This window comes from Paenibacillus nicotianae (genome assembly GCF_042681745.1).
Taxonomy (GTDB): domain Bacteria; phylum Bacillota; class Bacilli; order Paenibacillales; family Paenibacillaceae; genus Saccharibacillus; species Saccharibacillus nicotianae.
This window is the reverse complement of the sequence record NZ_JBHUGF010000010.1, coordinates 1,112,268-1,130,243: the sequence shown is the minus strand read 5'-3', so window position 1 is coordinate 1,130,243 and position 17,976 is coordinate 1,112,268. Positions and strand designations below refer to the sequence as shown.

General features: G+C 37.4%; 17 protein-coding genes, 1 pseudogene and 1 riboswitch. Of the genes and pseudogenes, 1 reads left to right on the top strand and 17 read right to left on the bottom strand.

What is annotated here, in order from left to right:
* Position 1 precedes the first annotated feature (1 nt).
* The 5 genes and pseudogenes from thiS to ACFSGI_RS23240 form a co-directional block, all read right to left on the bottom strand.
* On the bottom strand, positions 2 to 205 hold the full coding sequence (gene thiS / locus ACFSGI_RS09255; protein ID WP_204823844.1) for a sulfur carrier protein ThiS: 204 nt from the start codon (positions 203 to 205) through the stop codon (positions 2 to 4).
* Entirely contained in the window at positions 196 to 1,554 is a 1,359-nt protein-coding gene (locus tag ACFSGI_RS09250; RefSeq protein ID WP_204823843.1) for an NAD(P)/FAD-dependent oxidoreductase, read from the bottom strand. The genes thiS and ACFSGI_RS09250 overlap by 10 nt, the downstream gene beginning before the upstream one ends.
* A gap of 23 nt (positions 1,555 to 1,577) precedes the next feature.
* Positions 1,578 to 2,213: a thiamine phosphate synthase gene (locus tag ACFSGI_RS09245; protein WP_204823842.1), complete on the bottom strand. Its 636-nt coding sequence runs from the start codon at positions 2,211 to 2,213 to the stop codon at positions 1,578 to 1,580.
* A gap of 248 nt (positions 2,214 to 2,461) precedes the next feature.
* Positions 2,462 to 2,571, bottom strand: a riboswitch (TPP riboswitch).
* Positions 2,572 to 2,752: 181 nt separating this feature from the next.
* The gene (locus ACFSGI_RS23245; protein ID WP_417629448.1) at positions 2,753 to 3,646 is read right to left on the bottom strand and encodes an ATP-binding cassette domain-containing protein; all 894 of its coding nucleotides are present in this window, start codon (positions 3,644 to 3,646) and stop codon (positions 2,753 to 2,755) included.
* A 74-nt stretch (positions 3,647 to 3,720) separates the two neighbouring features.
* A pseudogene (locus ACFSGI_RS23240) lies at positions 3,721 to 4,309 on the bottom strand (ATP-binding cassette domain-containing protein); the annotation flags it as partial.
* A 550-nt stretch (positions 4,310 to 4,859) separates the two neighbouring features.
* Here ACFSGI_RS23240 and ACFSGI_RS09235 point away from each other — a divergent pair.
* Positions 4,860 to 5,402: a tetratricopeptide repeat protein gene (locus tag ACFSGI_RS09235; protein WP_204823840.1), complete on the top strand. Its 543-nt coding sequence runs from the start codon at positions 4,860 to 4,862 to the stop codon at positions 5,400 to 5,402.
* Between the two features lie 146 nt (positions 5,403 to 5,548).
* On the opposite strand, the gene ACFSGI_RS09230 is transcribed toward ACFSGI_RS09235, so the two are convergent.
* The 12 genes from ACFSGI_RS09230 to ACFSGI_RS09175 all read right to left on the bottom strand — a co-directional run bounded on the left by ACFSGI_RS09230 (position 5,549) and on the right by ACFSGI_RS09175 (position 17,967).
* On the bottom strand, positions 5,549 to 6,541 hold the full coding sequence (locus tag ACFSGI_RS09230; protein ID WP_204823839.1) for a hypothetical protein: 993 nt from the start codon (positions 6,539 to 6,541) through the stop codon (positions 5,549 to 5,551).
* Positions 6,528 to 7,079, bottom strand: coding sequence for a hypothetical protein (locus ACFSGI_RS09225; RefSeq protein ID WP_204823838.1), 552 nt, complete (start codon positions 7,077 to 7,079; stop codon positions 6,528 to 6,530). The genes ACFSGI_RS09230 and ACFSGI_RS09225 overlap by 14 nt, the downstream gene beginning before the upstream one ends.
* A gap of 56 nt (positions 7,080 to 7,135) precedes the next feature.
* Complete coding sequence (locus ACFSGI_RS09220; RefSeq protein ID WP_204823837.1) at positions 7,136 to 7,516, bottom strand: hypothetical protein; 381 nt, start codon at positions 7,514 to 7,516, stop codon at positions 7,136 to 7,138.
* 10 nt (positions 7,517 to 7,526) lie between these two features.
* A complete protein-coding gene (locus tag ACFSGI_RS09215; protein ID WP_204823836.1) occupies positions 7,527 to 8,012 on the bottom strand; it encodes an ABC transporter permease in 486 nt (161 codons plus the stop codon).
* A gap of 56 nt (positions 8,013 to 8,068) precedes the next feature.
* The gene (locus ACFSGI_RS09210; protein WP_204823835.1) at positions 8,069 to 10,138 is read right to left on the bottom strand and encodes a hypothetical protein; all 2,070 of its coding nucleotides are present in this window, start codon (positions 10,136 to 10,138) and stop codon (positions 8,069 to 8,071) included.
* Entirely contained in the window at positions 10,135 to 11,952 is a 1,818-nt protein-coding gene (locus ACFSGI_RS09205) for an ATPase, T2SS/T4P/T4SS family (RefSeq protein WP_204823834.1), read from the bottom strand. The genes ACFSGI_RS09210 and ACFSGI_RS09205 overlap by 4 nt, the downstream gene beginning before the upstream one ends.
* On the bottom strand, positions 11,942 to 12,781 hold the full coding sequence (locus tag ACFSGI_RS09200; protein WP_204823833.1) for a MinD/ParA family ATP-binding protein: 840 nt from the start codon (positions 12,779 to 12,781) through the stop codon (positions 11,942 to 11,944). The genes ACFSGI_RS09205 and ACFSGI_RS09200 overlap by 11 nt, the downstream gene beginning before the upstream one ends.
* Positions 12,778 to 13,503: a hypothetical protein gene (locus ACFSGI_RS09195; protein WP_204823832.1), complete on the bottom strand. Its 726-nt coding sequence runs from the start codon at positions 13,501 to 13,503 to the stop codon at positions 12,778 to 12,780. The genes ACFSGI_RS09200 and ACFSGI_RS09195 overlap by 4 nt, the downstream gene beginning before the upstream one ends.
* A 49-nt stretch (positions 13,504 to 13,552) precedes the next feature.
* Positions 13,553 to 14,578: an SAF domain-containing protein gene (locus tag ACFSGI_RS09190; protein ID WP_204823831.1), complete on the bottom strand. Its 1,026-nt coding sequence runs from the start codon at positions 14,576 to 14,578 to the stop codon at positions 13,553 to 13,555.
* Positions 14,579 to 14,634: 56 nt separating this feature from the next.
* Complete coding sequence (locus ACFSGI_RS09185) at positions 14,635 to 16,119, bottom strand: serine/threonine protein kinase (protein WP_204823830.1); 1,485 nt, start codon at positions 16,117 to 16,119, stop codon at positions 14,635 to 14,637.
* A 236-nt stretch (positions 16,120 to 16,355) separates the two neighbouring features.
* Entirely contained in the window at positions 16,356 to 16,826 is a 471-nt protein-coding gene (locus tag ACFSGI_RS09180; RefSeq protein WP_204823829.1) for a DinB family protein, read from the bottom strand.
* Between the two features lie 70 nt (positions 16,827 to 16,896).
* Positions 16,897 to 17,967 (bottom strand): SAM-dependent methyltransferase, encoded by a 1,071-nt coding sequence (locus tag ACFSGI_RS09175; protein ID WP_204823828.1) that lies wholly within the window; start codon positions 17,965 to 17,967, stop codon positions 16,897 to 16,899.
* Positions 17,968 to 17,976: the final 9 nt, after the last annotated feature.

Sequence of the window (17,976 nt, the reverse complement as noted above, 5' to 3'; positions counted from 1 at the left end):
ATCAGCCACCTCCTACAAAATGTACAATCTCTAATATGTCTTTGTCTGCCAGCGTAATATGCGGGTGCTCTTCTTTTTGTAAAATGTGTTGGTTATGCTCTACAATCACTGTTTTGTGACCTAGTGATAAAGACTCTAGCAATTTGGATACAGTATTGTGTTCAGGCTCTATATATTTGAGATGACCGTTGATAATCAGTTCCATGTAGTGACTCCTTTCCGTATAGCTAGATCACTGCATTTTTGCAAAGCCCTTGCCGGAGCAAAACAGTCTGGAATATGCGCTGTATGATTGGTTATCAAAGCTTGTGCCATATATTTTGCTGTGCCAGCCGCTAGTAAAATACCATTACGATAATGACCTGAAGCTGTCCATAAACCAGTAATCGGCTCGATCCGACCCAAATAAGGCAATTCATCCGGTGTTCCCGGTCTTATACCTGACCAACACCTTACAAAAGTTGCTGAGCCTATTGCAGGCAAATATTGTTCAGCTTGAGATAATAACTGAGCGATAGCCGAAATCTCTACATTTGTATCGATTCGATTAGGTTTACTGGTAGCACCGATCCAGAGTCGATGATCACTTTTGGGAATAATATAAATCCCTTCTCCATAGATCGTATGTCCAAGCCATTTTGAAGGAGTACTGACTTCGATTAATTCGCCTTTGATTGGAATAAAAGGTAATGTGTATTGCTCTTTTGCTAGCAGTTGTTGAGTACTTATACCTGTTGTCAAAACCACCTGTTCGGCAGATAGATTGCCTTTATTACTAACGACACCTTTAATCTGAGAGGTATTTTGCTGATACAGTAAACGTAAGACTTCTGTTTCTGGATAAAAGTCGACCCCATATTGAATAGCAGCTTGTACAAGCGCTTGATTAAGCAACGCTGGAATTAATTGCGGTTCATCTGGATTGTAGATCATACCTGATGGAGCATACAGTTGTGGTTCTACTTGAGCTAGATAAGATGGACTCCACCACTTTTTGGTATTGGTATTGGTATTGGTATTGGTATTGGTATTGGTATTGGTATTGGTATTGGTATTGGTATGATCAATTGTCTCAATATTAGAAAGAATATCGTTATCGCGAAAAAAATCTTGATGATCCAGTTGATGTTGAGCATTTTGATATTGAGTATTTGAAGATTGATCATTACTGTTTTCCTGTGATTGATCTTCATATAATCGCTCTTCATGTAACAGTTTAGAATCTTTTTCAGTCAAAGGAAGTAAAAATCCCTCTGTTCGCAATCCAATATCTATACCTGTTTGCTCAAGTAGATCAGTAGCAAGCTTGCTATACAGCGATTGACTATAGAGTGCCAAGTGATGCAGTTCTGCATTCATGAAATGCTCAGAATGAGCGGCTAACATGCCACCGGCGGCGCCTGATGCACCAGCAGCGGGTGTGCTTTTTTCAAGTAAAGCTACTTTGACCCCTTGCTGTGCCAGTTCATATGCTAGAGCAGCTCCAATCACTCCTGCCCCTACAACGATTACATCATAATGTTTAGTATTGAGATTGGATAAATGACCCATCATCTCATTCACTTCTTTCTTTGTAGTTATAGATTGGTAGATATCATATTTTGAATACTTGCATGATATTGCTGACAGACATGTTTAGGATGATCTGCTTGGAAAATACCAGACATTACTGCAATTCCTTTAGCGCCTGTTTGATAAATATCCTGACAATGTGATGGCTGAATACCACCAATTGCAATGACAGGTATAGATACTGCATGGCATATTTGTTCCAATTGAATCAATCCTCGCGGAGATAGATCAGGCTTAGACGTAGTAGAATAGATATGTCCATAAAAAATGTAATCTACTCCTTCTTGCTCTGCTCGTAACGCTTGATCTATGTGATGAACAGATCGTCCTACTTTCCATACCAACGGGGTTTTATCATCATTAGCTAGATAAGAATTTTTTTCTGAGTGGTAAGACATATTTTCGCTTAAATGTACTCCTCCGAGCTTCATATCTACTGCTAATTGTGGTCGACTATTGATCCGTAATTGCGATCGCGGAACACCTTTGTCTATCAGTTGTTGAATCGTATCAACGATCTGAAGATCAGACCACTTTTTTTCCCGAATATGAATAACAGTCACCCAGGGGGATATCTGTGATGCTATCTCTATCAGTTCGGTCATCGACTGCTGACCAGTACTAATCGCATGAAGTTCCATGCTAAAAACATCTCTCCTTTACACAAATAGATAGAATAAAACACAAAAAAGCCACTTCTTTATTACAAGAAGTGGCTAGTATAGATCTAGAAAATAATGATCGATATTTCCGATCAAACAAGATTATTTAGAAAGAACGGAAATTGTATAATCTGTAGTAATAGCCTAGTCAGTAGATGATTACTACTGTCTATTCTTGATTACTTCATCGACTTGATCGTCTAGATTATTTTGTATGCAATATTTCCGCAACTCTGCTACCACTTCCCTACGCTGGTATGATCCAGATCAGGTACAAAGGGTCCGAAAGCAATATGTGCTTTCATCTCAGCCTCAAACGGCCCCCCTAGTGCATTCAAGCTATTCAATTTGTTATTCATCTTAGCAAAGACTATTCAATAAAGCAAATGATTCTAACACTTTATACAAAGCACTGAGAAAGATAACCAAATACATACTTGATCAATTCATCTTATCAAATACAGTATCAACATTAATGATTATAATCCGCAATTACAGCTTCAAAAGACTAAAACTTTTTATTTTGCTTTCGCTTCAGACCACTCTTCAACATCCCAAATTTTAGTAACCCAGTCTTCATAAAATTCAGGTTCGTGAGACACAAGCAATACTGTGCCTTTATATGCTTTTAACGCGCGTTTTAATTCATTTTTTGCATGTACATCCAAGTGATTAGTTGGTTCATCAAATAATACCCAGTTGCTTTCACGCAGTAATAGTTTGCACAAACGTACTTTCGCTTGTTCTCCACCACTTAACATACGCATTGGACGCGTAATATGCTCATTTTTCAGACCGCAACGTGCAAGATGACCACGCACTTCATTTTGACTTAAATGTGAAAATTCATTCCATACTTCATCAATCGGTGTCAATTGATCTGGACGTACTTCCTGCTCAAAATACGCAGAATGCAAATAATCACCAAGATATGTTTTACCACTTACCGGTTGAAGTTTACCAAGAATCGTTTTGAGCAACGTTGATTTACCTACACCGTTACAACCAACGATCGCAATTTTTTCGCCACGTTCAATATTCATAGTCATTTTAGGCAATAACGCATGTGTATACCCAATCTCAAAGTCTTTACCTTCAAAGACTGTTTTGCTACTGGCACGAGCTTCTTTGAAATTAAATGTTGGTTTGGCAAATTCTTCTGGTTTGTCGATTCGTTCAATACGATTTAATTGCTTTTCACGACTTTTTGCACGACCTGATGTAGATGCACGTGCTTTATTTTTTTGAATAAATTCTTCTTGTTTTTTGATAAAATCTTGCTGTTTCTCAAATGCTTCAATATGTTGATGCTTTTGAATATCAGCCATTTCTAGGAACTTATTATAATCAGCTGTATAGCGATTTAATTTAGCAAATTCCAAATGATAAATGACATTAACCACTTGATTCATAAAATCTGTATCATGCGAGATCAATACGAAAGCATGTGGATATTCTTGCAAATAACGAGTTAGCCATTGAATATGTTCTACGTCCAGATAGTTGGTAGGCTCATCCAGCAACAATACATTAGGCTTTTCCAGTAACAGCTTGGCAAGCAGTACTTTGGTACGTTGTCCACCGCTCAAAGCTGTTACGTCTTTATCAAGTCCAATAACATTGAGTCCAAGACCGTAAGCCATATCTTCAACTTTGGTATCTAACAGATAAAAGTCTCCGATTTCCAGTTGCTCTTGAATATCACCCATTCGTTCTAACAATATTTCCAATTGTTCTGGGGATGCTTCACCCATCTGATTGGTGACTTCATTTAACTCTTGTTCTAATTCTAGCAATGGCAGAAAAGCATCTTTCAGCACATCACGTACAGTTTTTCCTTCTGTTAACTTGGTATGCTGATCTAAATAACCATAACGTACACGCGGAGCCCATTCGACTTTACCGCTATCTTTTAACAGTTTACCTGTCATAATATTCATCAATGTTGATTTGCCAGCACCATTTGCACCTACTAAGCCTACATGCTCTCCAGCAAGCAGACGAAAAGATACATCCCGAAATAATGTTCGGTCTCCAAAATTATGTGTTACATTTTCTACTGATAACAAACTCATACTAAATAATGCTCCTGTCTATGTTAAATATCTCTTTTTTAAATATACACCGTTACAAAATTGCTACAGAGTGTATTGTAACATAAGCAGAAGCTGTCTAGAACTGAAAATTTTCATTTTTTTACATTCATTTTCTGATTGATAGAATAAATGTATACTTTTACGAATAGTTTGAGAGAATTAAAGTAATCTTATTATCGTTAAAGATTTTTGTCATTCTATGAAAAGATCAAGAATCTATTACTTACTTTTAAGAATTAAATTTAACTGCAAGTTGTTACTTTAGAAGTAAGTTGCATTAATTTTAAGACATAGCTTGTTGAGAATATTATAAACCACTGAATACTTTGAAATTGATTTTGACTTTAGTTAATAAACAGCCTAGTATAAAAAAGAACCTTGGGGTTTATTCCTGATTTCTAAGGAGGAATTAAAAGGCTATGAAAATGTTTTTACAAAGTCACTTTCAAAATTAATGAACTCTCCCAAAGTATTGTTTTTATAATGTTACTTTGCTATTTGCAATACTAAATTTGAGGGAGTTTTAAAAATGAATGATAAAAGAGTAACTACTACAGATGCAACAAAATTGCATTTGCTTTTAGAAAAAGCCAACGAATTGCGTGAAGAAGGACGTGCTAAGCAAGACCAACAAATTCTGAAGGAAGCACGTTCTCTTCTTTTAGAAATGGTCGCTACCTATCCAGATCACGCTGAAGTAAATTACCAGACTGGAATGGTTCACGATAATTCCGGATATCCGAATGAAGCTATCCCTTATTACGTAAAGGCAATTGAACAAGGTCTTAACGGAGCAAATCTTCAAAGATGTTTGCTTGGTCTTGGCAGTACCTACCGTTATTTAGGTTACTATCAAAAAGCAGTTGAAACTTTACATCGAGGTGTGACAGAGTTTCCTGAACACCGTGGTCTTCAAATATTTTATTCAATGGCTCTGTATAATTCAAAAGATTACAAACAGGCTATGGAGATTGTTTTGGCTAATCTAATGGAAACGACTTCTGATGAACATCTTCAATACTTCAAAAGAGGGATTTCTTACTATGCTCAACACCTTGATGAAACTTGGTGAATTTTTATCATTATTAAAATTAAGTTTGATTCACAATCTGCCAAATGATGATCGGTAGTTAAACACCAAAAACCAGTAACCTTTTTTAAGGTTCTGGTTTTTTTGTATGACTTTTGATTTAAAAAAGCTATTTTATTGTATACAAATTAATGTATTAAAGGATTGCGACAATCTCGTAGAAAATATCCTGATTTCGCAGCTTCTTTGGCATCGGTAAATAAATCTTGAGCAGGTGCAGGTAATTTACAGCCATTAGGATAAGCGTACTTGATTCCAGAATCAGGATCTGTTGTTCCTAACCAGGAGGTCTTTTTCACCAATCGTCCTCCACCAAGTGCATAATTGTTGTAATATCCGCTACCGGTAGGAATACCCTGTAAAAAAGAAATAATACCGATATCATCAATACTATTGTTCCATTCTTCTTGCGAGATCGTCGGTAATGTAAATGTATAAGAAATTCCGTAACGAGAAGCATATTCATTATGTTTATTGATATAGTAAGCCAAATCTTTTTGGATTGAATTTACTATCGCTGTCCGTCTCACTTGTTCAAAAGTATCCATTTGATCTAAAAGTGCTATATTCGTCTGATCAGCTAACTGCTCTGCTTGTCCGTCTAATACTTTACCTGTACTGGCTTCAACAACATGTACCTCATGATCCAGAGTAAATTGCACACTATTGCCTTGCACATCAGAATACGCATATGGCTTTTTGGGATGCCAGATATGTCTAGCGTTCGGCATTCCATCAGCACCTGTATAATCTTCGGTCGCATAAATATAATAACCATCATAATCAATCACTACGATTGCAGGGATATAGTGTAATAGATTTTGCTGTGCAGATTCATCTCCGCGAATACCAAAGTTTAAATACAGTGTATTCAGAAACGTATGTAATGCTAACTCTTTATCTGCTCGAAAAAATTTCTCTGAGGAGTATCCTGCTTCATATTGCTGTTGCTCATTTGTACTCATCACTTGACCTGCATCTTGCGTAGCTGTACGAAGCGCTGTAGTATACGAAATCTGTAGACTGGATGCTTGTGCCTGTTCATCGGTATGTAAGCTGCTCAGCCAAAATAGCGGAAAGAAAATAATAACAAACAAAATAGCAAAATCAGTAATCTTCATTGAGCACCATACCTCCATAACGTGCAAGTACAGCAGAACGATTCTGATTTCCTTCGATTCCTAGCATTCCGCGCAATATCGCTGCCATTGTTCGATTTGTACTTTCTACTTTTACAGTAAAATAGTCTCCATTTTGTAAACGGTATTGTCTGCTTTGATCGTCTTTGGGGGTACTATTATCTGGATACAATACAGGCATGATTGCATTTTCATAGTATCCCTCATAGACAGTTGTAAATTTATTTTGAAAAGTATTAGGATTCGCTGGATCTGTATATTCAGGATGATATGTTTTGTGTAAATGTTCGATTTGCACATTATACTCATTACCTGTGGCATTTATTTCGCGTGTGAAATCGTTATACATAGTGGGTGTTACATATCCTTTAGTGCGTACAGCATCTGTAAATTGAACAACTGCATTATAAACCATCATCTGAGAAAGATCGTCTTGTCGCTCTGCCGCTTGCATCGTCGGAAATACATATAATAAAGCTACCGCAAGAAAAGCGGCAAATACTTTGGACATCGAATTCATAGCGTTCTCCTTGATCGTTCTGTGGTATAGAACTATGGGCTACTACATCATATTGATTAACGAAATAGAATAGTAACCACTTTACCTTGTGGATTCGTCTGGTAAGTAACTTGATACGTACGATTGACGTCTATTCTCAGTAATTCAGATGGTTCAGGTTTTATCGCATGAGGATAAAGGGTAGCATCGATTTGCATATCTACACCGATCTCTTGAATCTGAGCAATCGATTGTCTTACCTGCGCCCCTGTATATGTCAATGGTTCTGAAATTCCAATATACTGCTGAACACTTTGTTTTTGTCCTTGCATCACAGGTTCTGACAATTGATTTACTTTCTGAATACCACCACTTAAATAAAGTGCCGCAAGGCAAGCTGTTCCAAACAAAAATAGTTGAACAGCTAGCCACAGCATACTTTTTGTACTATTATCCATACATTATTCCTTACTGCTGGGTGAATACAAGACCACGTACTACGTTGGAACGATCTTTAATAATCGCAGCTTTGAATTTACCGCTCGGGTTAACATACTCTGGACTCGATTCTGTCATCGTATTATTCATATCGCCATTCGCTTTAGCAGTGACTGATCCATAAGAATCTGAAGTTAATTCTCCGCTTGTATTTAAAGTATTACCATACCATTGTCCATTTGATCCTTTGTTTTTACCCGTTGTTACCTGAACGCCGAATTGCTCTTTACCGCTAAATTTACGCAAAGCATTAGTTACTTGAGAACCACTGATAGTTGTTCCATCATAGACTGTATAAGAAGCTTGAGATAATTCTGTTTGGATATCAGCAAAGTTATTTTGTGCTGTTTTGGTAGCTTCTTGTGCAGAAATAAACAAGATTACTACAATCGTTATTAAAGCGATCGTTAAAAATATTCCTGCGGCTACTTTTAAAGCGGTTGAAGCATTATTCATTGTAAAACCCTCCGTTATTTGTTTTGTAGTTTATAAGGTTTATTGGTTATTAATAGCTATATTTTTTGAATCTGATCGTAATAGACTTCCATCTGACTAAAGCTCATACCAATCAGTGGCAATACTAGATAAAGAAAGATCAAAGCATACATCGGAGTAAAGCCGATCATTTTGCCCCATGTTGCTTTTGTTTCGATCATTTTTTCATATTCTTGGCGACGTTGTTCAAAGTAATAAGACATATCACTTTCCAGATCATCAAATGCTTGCGGAATCGGAATTTTGTCTACAGCCAGATGTAGTTTGTCTACTAGCTTGCCGAACTCAGGAAATGACACTTCATCTTTGAGTTGTTCTAGCGCATCTTCAGGTCCATGCTCATAATGAAGCAAGCATTTCTGTAGTGGCAATTTAAAGATCACAGCGAATCGATTCATCCATTCTAAAATCACTTCAACAGACATACGATCCATTCCACTTAGCATAGAGATCACTGTATGGAATTGGTACACTTCATGCTTCATATCCATACTGCGTGCTTTTTTCTGGAAATAAAGCATCCATACAGGAACTTGATAAGCGATAAAAGCAGTAAGTAAAGCAATCAGCAACTCCCACCAGCGAAAATACTCGGTATCGTATGCTTTGAGCTTGAGCAAAATTCGATCGGTTGTCGTATTAATCTGCTCTTGATCTCGAAATTTTCCAGAGTTGTTCACTTGCGTAGCAATCTGTTCGTATGTCGCTTGACTGGATAATCCAACAGACAACATAATTTGACGATCCAAAGCTGATAGTTCTTCTGCATTTTTTTGCTCATCGATAGACATAGAACCAAATAACATATCGTTTTTGACAGGAGCATACAGAATCATTTCTTTGGCTTGCTGATGAAGAATAATTCCTGCTGACAGCGTAATACCAAAACATACAATACAAAGAACTAATCTACGCACTTGCAACCACTCCACTGTTATACGGGCATTGACATCATTTAGTAATTTGTCTAAACGATATTTATGAAGTGGATTTTCTCCGGCGGATGCTAGAAAAACGATTTTGCTGAACCATTTCCATTTCAGCAATACTTGCTCCCAGGAATGATAGTCTTTGCCTGCGCGATAAGTAGTTTCATCATATGTTTGTAATTTTTGCAGTAACAGATAGCTAATTAGAATAAGGATAAAAATAAAGATTCGAGCTATAAATCCTAATTTACTGGTATAAAAATCATCCATAGCTGGAAAGTTACTACGTGCCCATTGTTCGATCGGATTGGTAAAGAAAATCGGTACAAGCACGATAATATTTAGACTTTTGAGCAAATAATCAAGCTTATCTCGCCTTAAAATTTCTAAATGAATCTCTTTGGTGAGATTACTTAGCCCTCTAAGATACATAGAGCCGTCTTGTCTTACTTTATCTCCGTATTCCATTACCATGCCGGATATACCCGCAAAAGCTTTGAGAAAGCGATTAGGAGCTGTCTCGTAATATTGCTCTAATCGTTCTTCGGGATGTTGATCCGTTAATGCTTCGACGATCAAGTTAGCATGTAGAGCAATCTCAGGAGCAGCGTATTCTGCGGCTTCGTATAAAGATTCATCGACCATGCCATGACGATGATAGTGATGTCTAACATCTGCTAACAGATCAACCATTTGACGTAACAATCTTCGTTCTAATCGACCTGCATATGCTTCGATAAACATACTATTGAGTACTACTGCCGCTATACAAAGCATAATAAAGAACAATGGATCAGGATTACGAATAATCAAAATGATTATTGATCCACCTAGTATGCCTATAATCATCCACGTTACTGCCATCGTACGGCGACGTAATTCCCATTCTTCATACGCATGAATACTGGTAAGTCGTTTGCGAATACGTAGTACATAATTGCCTAGAAGTGGAATTTTCATTGCAACCATATACGATTGTTGTAACGTTTGGTAATGCCATGCTTGCCATTTTTTACGTAGATCTTGATTTTTTTCAGAAGGCATCATTGCTGTCAAATGGCGACTACGATTATGTTGTATCCGGTACAATACAATCACAACTGCCATTCCGACTGCACATACAATTAATACAGCGATAAGCAAATGCTTGATACTCATACAGCTTGCCCCCAATACGTATTTACAAACCGCTCAAATAAAACACGATCTTGGGTAGTCATTTGCTCTTGCATTTCGATTTGATTTTTTGTAGACAATGGATGAACCGCTACATACACTCCATCATGATATTCAATAATATTACGCGCGATAAAGGTGTAACGCTGATTATGACCTTCTTCTTCGCTGAGATCTGCTACAGGAACACATTCGGTAATTCGTTCGATATAACGTTGTCCTTCAGCATCTCTTTTTAAATGAATATCAAAGTTAATTACACTGACAACTTGTTCTTCAGCGATCACTTCATTTTGAAAAACACCTGTTTTGAGTAGTGAGTTACGTAAAGAATAGATCAGATCACGAAACGTCTTCGCATGATGGGTAAAAATAGTGAACAAACTGGCAACCTGTGCCATCTGAATCATCCACGCAGCAACTTCATCTGTAGCAACTTCTCCCAAAATATTAACTGTTCCATCGGTTTTCTTTTGCACATCAAGTCCTTGTTGACCGGATACATTTTCTGTTTCACGAAAGCTCAAAATATTACGACGACTATAGATTTCACGTAAATGAAGTTCTGATGCCATTTCTTGTACCCTTAATGTGTAAGAAGCATAAATATGCTTTACCAGTGCCATTAATAACGTAGTTTTACCGGAACCTTGAGCACCTGTAATCGAAGTAATACGTGCTCCTTTCATTAAGTAAACTAGCATTTCAATTACCATTGCAGATTGATCGCCACGAATCAGTTGTTCCAATGTAGCATTTTGCACATCGAACTTACGAACAAAAAACGCCCATGATTCGGCAAAAGGAGGACGTACAACAACAATCCGCGATCCATCTTTCATTTCATTCACTTTGTAACCATTTGCTTCTGACAATTGTCCTGGATGATTGTATTTGTAAATATTTTGACAGACCCTTTTTAATTCACGCACAGAACCAAAGCTGAGAAACGACAAATGAATCGATTTTCCTTTATAAAATAGCCATACACTTTCCCATCCTTTAGCAGGTGGTTCTGTGACTTGGTCTTTAGGGTTAGGCATATAACGTGGTGTTAATTGACCGGAATCTTCAAGTACACCACTTACTCCGCCACTGACTCCATCGACCCGTTGATCTCTAATTTCATCGATTACAGAGAATCCTTTATAATGCTGATAGACTTTTTGGGTGACGATATCTAATTTTTCTTCAAAAGTTAACGGCCGATATTCTTGTCTGAAAATTTGTTGGATATCATGCTCTGTAATTGCATAAGATAAGCTATCTCCATCCGTCTCGATTAACTTAGGCGCTGCAAGATCATATGTATCGATCAATATCGATAGTCCATCACGTCCATATTCGCTAATATAGCGGTATAATAAAATATCAAACTGTTCACCTGTAGTTAGGCGTTCTTCTTGGTCAAACGGAATAATTTGATTAATATTAGCTTCGTTAAGCCCGTATCCTTTGTGCAATAGACCTGCAATAAAATCTTTAACATAACGCTTATCCATTACATCTCCAGAAATACATCCTTTTAGTGCCTGGCGTAATTCTGTACGCTTTGCTATTCTGCGTCGGTACTCTTCTTCATTCAGTCCATAATCGGATAAACGACTATGGCTCATATCATGCAATTGATCTTTAACATATTGAATCAATGCAGACAATGTATGCTCTTGACTGTGATTGACAGCAATATCGTTACCTGCAAGGGCTGCCCGGCGATGACGTGCAAACAGTAACAGACCTAGAATTAGCAGAACGATAATAATCAAAGTCATATTGATCCAATTTTCAAATAGCATGAAGCTTCCCCTCTCCAAGTCGCTTGTGATCATGCCCCTCATTCAATTGCGTCAATAGATGTTCTGTTAACATCGTCGTCTGCTTAAACAATTCAGCATATTTACGTGGCTGAGTTACTCCAAGATTACGACGAACAAATGATAGCAATGTCTTGGCATTCCATGCATCTCTAAATTGAGCATCATTTTCTATCGCAAATATATTTTGCTTTAAGCTGAATTTGCGACGAATATTAGCAATAGCACATTTGGAATCAGCGTCATAAGCTCCTAACACTGTTGTCCAGGGTTGCTGATGAATATTTGCCCATTGGTTAGCATTATTAAAAAATGTCTCGAGATGATTGATATTCTGACTCATATTCACTACTACGTTATCTGCTTGCTTTAATAATTCTACTTTATCCATACCTGACCCTACATCTACTATCACAAGATCATAATACTCATTAGCAATACTCAAAATATCTTGCCAATCTGAATCTTCTTCTACAGAAGTAGAATGAGATGCAATCATCGTTCCTGGTAACAGGTCTAACCGATCTTTTAATAATGGAATGGTATAATCCGAGATATTATTTTTGTTTAGCTTGCGCGACGATAACAATCTACGCACACTATCAATACCGATATCTGATTCCTGATAAGCAGTCGATATCATATTTCCTTGTGCCATTAATCCACTTTCTATACTGTCACCTTGAGATTGATTATGGCAGACTAATATCCGCAATCGATATTGTAGTGCTGCTGTCAATGTCACTAATGCAGTATGTGAAGATGTTCTACCATGCCCTGCTTGTGGACTCCAAAACATTACTGTGCTCATGCTCTTTTCCTTTCTGCTTGTTTCAGCGCTTTTTTAATTTCTTTATTTTCCATGCCACTGATCTGACCTGTAAGTTCACACAATCCTTTTTTGAACAAACGGGATAATGGACGAATACGTAACTTTTCTGCGTATTCATTTTCTAGTTTTAAAGCCATATCTGATTCTGTCCATGGAATAGTAATAACCTCTGTATTCCATGCAATATGCAAATGTTCTAAATGACTACGGATATACTCTGTTTCTAATGAGCAATCTATCGTATGAATAAATGTCAATTGAAATGAGGGTACAAAGTTAGCTTTGTTTTGCGTTTGCATATTTTGATACCATTGCTCAAACCAAGCAATACTTTTGTCGATTGTTAATCGATCATAATCACTCACCCAGATATGCTCTTGTGCATCTGTCCATTGTTCTCGATTGTAGAAAGAATGCTGTTCCAAGTCGCAAAGAATATAATCGTAAAGAGTACAATCTTCACCTGTATGTGATAATTGCTGATTGATCTGTTCCAAAGATTCAAAACCAGTTGCCAGATCAAATCCTGCAAATTCAGTGATTGTCTGTATATAATCTGAATTGCCACTGTAGTAGCGATAACGATGTTCTAAGGTTGCATCTATCAACAATACTTTTTGACCGGCTGATGTCATCAAAGCACAAAGCGATAACATCAAATCTCGCTTATCGCATAATCCTGTAAATATCCAGGTTTTCAAAAAACTCAATCCCTTCTTGTTGTAAAAGGTATATTTTATAATATTCTATCTATTGGGAAGTAAATGCTTCTGAGGCGTTATTTTTGTAAATCGAACTTTCACCGTTGGTAGAATCACTTGTATTTGTTGATGATTGTTCGTTGTTAGAAGTATTTATATCATTATTAGGATTGCTATTATTTGAACTTATACCATTTGATTGATTATATGATTGTCGTGTAGATATAGCTGATTCGGCTGCGGATTGAGCAGACTGGGCAATATTCAATCGTTGTTCATCCGATAACGCTTTAAGATCTAATTCTAATTGCTTGCGTACATTATCTAACAGATAACGTTCTGCTGTGCCTACAATATTAGGATCAGCTTTTATCAAATTCAATACTTCCGCATTAGAAGGATATGTCGGTATTGCTTCTTTTTGTAATTGTGGTTCTACATAGCTAACTGCATACAATGAAGCTTTGTGTAGTAACGCATCGACTGTTGCACTGGATAATGCTAACATTTCATCTTCTTTTAACGTCGTCCAGATCGTTGGATAATCCAAATTGTTTAATTTCTTTTTGGTCAACACAATGTAATCTTGTCCGGTTGGAAATTGAATTCTGATATCAACGGTATCTCCTTTTTTGATATCTGTAGGCATTAAAATGGTATTCAGCTCACGGTTACGCATATCATCAGTTGTCGGTTGTTCTTCATAGATCATCGAAGTGGTAATCGGCATATTGCGAGTCAAATTAATTTTGGTTGTTTTACCTACCAGTTCATTTACAGTAGGCAATAAATGATCTGGTAAAGATTGCTTCGGTAAATAGATACCGACCAAATCTTTTTTAGTAATCTCTTTGCCTGCGGTGACTTCTTGTGCAGGTACAAATACAGTGACACGTTCTGTGCCTTCTTCTAGTGTACGTATCTGCTGTTCATATCGTGCTCTAAGTTCATTCTGATTATGCTTGAATTGAATACTAGAGTAGATGACATATCCTGCAAAGCAAAGACTGATCACCCCTGCTCCACATAAACCCGCATAAATTAAATGCTTGGTGCGTTGCCTGATTTTAGACAATGTTATAATCTCCTTCATTTTCGCTTTTTCACTTTTACTTTTTTTGCTTTTTTCTTTTAACGCAGACTAAAACGGAATTTTTTTCTTTTGGTAGGTGCTGGAATAATACTATTAAAAACACTTTGAAGCGCTGTATCCATTTGTAGATGCTGATCAAAAGGATCTGGTTGCCACGGTAAAGCATATACTTGCTGAGTCTCTAACTCTTTGCTGATTCGCTGGGTTACATCTAATGTAGCGAGTGGTAAACAATACTGCCATTTACTTTGTGGATGACGCTGCAATTGTTCTGCAAACTTCAAAATATCTTGATACCGCCATTCTGCTCCTGAACCTACAACAATCGGAATATCTGCTCTCAAAAACTCTTCTAAACGTTCATTATCTTTGTAACATCCTAGATCAAGCACAAGAAAGCGATAACTTCCTCCTAGCAGATTCACAACTTCAGCCCGCGCCGACTCTCTCCAGTAATCTACATGCTGGATTTGAAATTTGCGTTCCAAATGGTGTGAACTTCCGCCTGCAACCGATTGAATTCGTGCAAATGTTCCTGGAATACCATTCATTTCAGCTAAAGCTACGCCACCGCCTTGACGCGCTAGATAATGAGCCATCGCTATAGCAGTATGTGTTGTTCCTATTCCTGAGGCTGTTCCAATCACAGCTACTACTATCGTTGCTTGTTGTACATTTACAGAACTGGCAAGGGTATTAGGATATAACATAGGTGATGTATTTTCTTGAACAGCTCGACGTAACGATTCACGAGCTTCAGTAGCATTTTGAAAACGATCTACCGGACGATGTTGTAACATTTTGCGTAATACAGGGATCATGCCACGTGGAAGATCACTTCGAATAAATTTCTCCATACCGGGCATCCATTCGCTGTAATGACCTCCTGTAGATAAATACAAAAGTAATGCTCCTAATCCATACAGATCTGAACGATTATCTGTCTGTCCACCACCATACTGTTCAGGAGCCGCAAAACCAACTGTTCCTAATTTGACAGTATCTTCTGTTTCTTGTGGCTTAAAGTTACGCGCAATTCCAAAATCGATTAATCTCATATCTTGCATAGGTGTAACCATTACATTTGAAGGCTTCATATCTCGAAAAACAATCGGTGGTTCCCGATCATGCAAATATTCTAGTACTTCACATAATTGATCTGCACAACGCATAATAAATGATGCTGTAATCAATTCAGGATACTTTTTAAAATGTTGATCCAGTGTAATACCTTCAATATAATCCATAACTAAGTATGTAAATCCTTCATCATCAGGCTCAAAAAAATCTACGATTCTTGGTAAAGAAGGATGACTAAGTGTAATCAACATCTGAGCTTCATCTGCTACATTTGTAAATTGGGAAGGAGCAGATACGCTTTCTTTGATCGCCCATGACCTTCCGGGCAATTTCAAATCGTGAGCCAGATAGACGTGACTCATGCCGCCACTGCCTAACTTCTGCTCAATTCGATAGCGTTCTCCTAATACTATTCCATAGGTTAATTTGGATGAATGAATCATATATATACCTCCTTGATCACAGTTTTATTGTAGCTTGGTCGTCTCTATACCAAAAAATGCAACAAAAAAGGGAAAGCTTCCGCCACACTGAAAATAACCCTAATAAGGATTAGTAATTTCAGTAGACGGGATGCTTTCCCTGTCCGTTGCATTTCAATTTGAATTTATTATAAATGATAAAGTCGGGATTTGTAAAGAGTTTTTATAAGACTATTTTCCTACATAGTTCAATATAATCATTTTTGAGCAGCGTAAGCATCGCGATTTCGTTGAACTTGTTTAACATGTGTTTCTAAATGAGAGACACAAATTTTCTCAGCGATCGTACGAGCAGTCAGTGTTCCATCTTCTGTATGCTCACCTGTACGCTCCCAATCTTCTTCACGAACCTGCTCCAAAACAGGTGCAAAAGCCCTACGCATTGCAATCAATGCTTGCAAGTGATGTTCCATATTTAACGAACTATATTTTAGATTTTGTGCCCATAAATCTTGATCAAATGCTCTGATCACAGGATTTTCTTCAGCTAGGACTGATTTCAATCGATATTGAAGCATAATTTCCACATCAAATAGATGAACAACAATCTCATGAATACTCCATGCATCCGGTGCTGGTTTAAAGTCAATTTCTGCTTCAGGAATCGCGCGAATCTGTTCTACAAAATGCTCCATATCCGGTAAATAACGATAAATTGCGTTTTGCATAAATACACATCCTTCTCCACATTGATCTTTATTTAGGGTCTATCCAATCAGTTTAATATATTCTATGCTATCAGTATTTTACCATATAGAGCGTAATTTCATCACGATTATGGAATAGTTGCTTCGCACGCTGTACTTGCATACGAGCATCTTCAAATGTACTGATCACTTCTTTAATCAAAGCCAGTGGCTTTTTGTTCATTAATTTAACAGTTACAATAACGGTTCCACCTGGAACAACAGCATCAAGCATACCGATTACAAGCTTGGCTGTTAATTTAGGGCTCCAACTCATATCGCATACCAGTAGATCAAATTCATTCGGTTTAAATTTAACATCGGCTGCATTCTTTTTGACTACTTTAAGATTAGGAATATTTTGAAGAGAAGGGTCCATTTTAGCTGGATCTACCGCTGTCACTTGTAATCCTTTATCCAATAAAAATGAAGTCCAACCTCCAGGAGCAGCTCCTACATCAACAGCAGACCGAAAAGCAGTAAAATCGATGCCAAATACACGTTCTGCTTCAAGTAATTTGAATTTAGCACGTGAAATCTGACCTTCTTCTCGTTGGAAACGTACTGCTCCACCATTCCAATCAGACAGATTATCGGTAGGCACTGAAATACCTGCATACAATCGTTCTGCTGTCCAAAATACAGAAACAACCTTGTCTGCATCCTGTACTGCAAAATCAGACTGCAAGCCCATCAAACGTTCTTCAAGCAAATGACGTAGCTCGGAAGCATTTTCTTCCGGTGTAGCATCTGCTGTTTTGCGAATATGCACAGCAAGTTTGATATCTTTCAGTTCATCACGTTTCAATAATAAATGAGCTAATACATCAAAAGGATGCTGCTCAGCATCGATTTGATCCAATACCAGATCATAATGAACTGGTTGAATATGACGTAAGAACATCGGTGGTTCTGCTAATAAGCGTTGTACAACTTGCTCTGTAGCAACAGGTAATGTTAATAAAAGGACTTCAGCAGGAACAAGAACAGAGCTTTTAACAGCTCCGAATGCTCTTTTTAATTCTTCCTGTGCATAAGGAGCAAAGCCATGATTAGCTGTTCCGATCCAGCGAGAATCGCTTTGTTGCTCTTGTTCTTGCGTATTGTTTTCTTGGTCATTCATGAGTTAATG

Coding starts and splice junctions, on each gene's coding strand:
- ACFSGI_RS09180 (WP_204823829.1), bottom strand. CDS start 16,826: ATGCAAAACGCAATTTATCGTTATTTACCGGATATGGAGCATTTTGTA.
- ACFSGI_RS09175 (WP_204823828.1), bottom strand. CDS start 17,967: ATGAATGACCAAGAAAACAATACGCAAGAACAAGAGCAACAAAGCGAT.
- ACFSGI_RS09215 (WP_204823836.1), bottom strand. CDS start 8,012: ATGAATAATGCTTCAACCGCTTTAAAAGTAGCCGCAGGAATATTTTTA.
- ACFSGI_RS09205 (WP_204823834.1), bottom strand. CDS start 11,952: ATGCTATTTGAAAATTGGATCAATATGACTTTGATTATTATCGTTCTG.
- ACFSGI_RS09250 (WP_204823843.1), bottom strand. CDS start 1,554: ATGATGGGTCATTTATCCAATCTCAATACTAAACATTATGATGTAATC.
- ACFSGI_RS09230 (WP_204823839.1), bottom strand. CDS start 6,541: ATGAAGATTACTGATTTTGCTATTTTGTTTGTTATTATTTTCTTTCCG.
- thiS (WP_204823844.1), bottom strand. CDS start 205: ATGGAACTGATTATCAACGGTCATCTCAAATATATAGAGCCTGAACAC.
- ACFSGI_RS09210 (WP_204823835.1), bottom strand. CDS start 10,138: ATGAGTATCAAGCATTTGCTTATCGCTGTATTAATTGTATGTGCAGTC.
- ACFSGI_RS09200 (WP_204823833.1), bottom strand. CDS start 12,781: ATGAGCACAGTAATGTTTTGGAGTCCACAAGCAGGGCATGGTAGAACA.
- ACFSGI_RS09245 (WP_204823842.1), bottom strand. CDS start 2,213: ATGGAACTTCATGCGATTAGTACTGGTCAGCAGTCGATGACCGAACTG.
- ACFSGI_RS09235 (WP_204823840.1), top strand. CDS start 4,860: ATGAATGATAAAAGAGTAACTACTACAGATGCAACAAAATTGCATTTG.
- ACFSGI_RS23245 (WP_417629448.1), bottom strand. CDS start 3,646: ATGAATCAAGTGGTTAATGTCATTTATCATTTGGAATTTGCTAAATTA.
- ACFSGI_RS09185 (WP_204823830.1), bottom strand. CDS start 16,119: ATGATTCATTCATCCAAATTAACCTATGGAATAGTATTAGGAGAACGC.
- ACFSGI_RS09220 (WP_204823837.1), bottom strand. CDS start 7,516: ATGGATAATAGTACAAAAAGTATGCTGTGGCTAGCTGTTCAACTATTT.
- ACFSGI_RS09225 (WP_204823838.1), bottom strand. CDS start 7,079: ATGAATTCGATGTCCAAAGTATTTGCCGCTTTTCTTGCGGTAGCTTTA.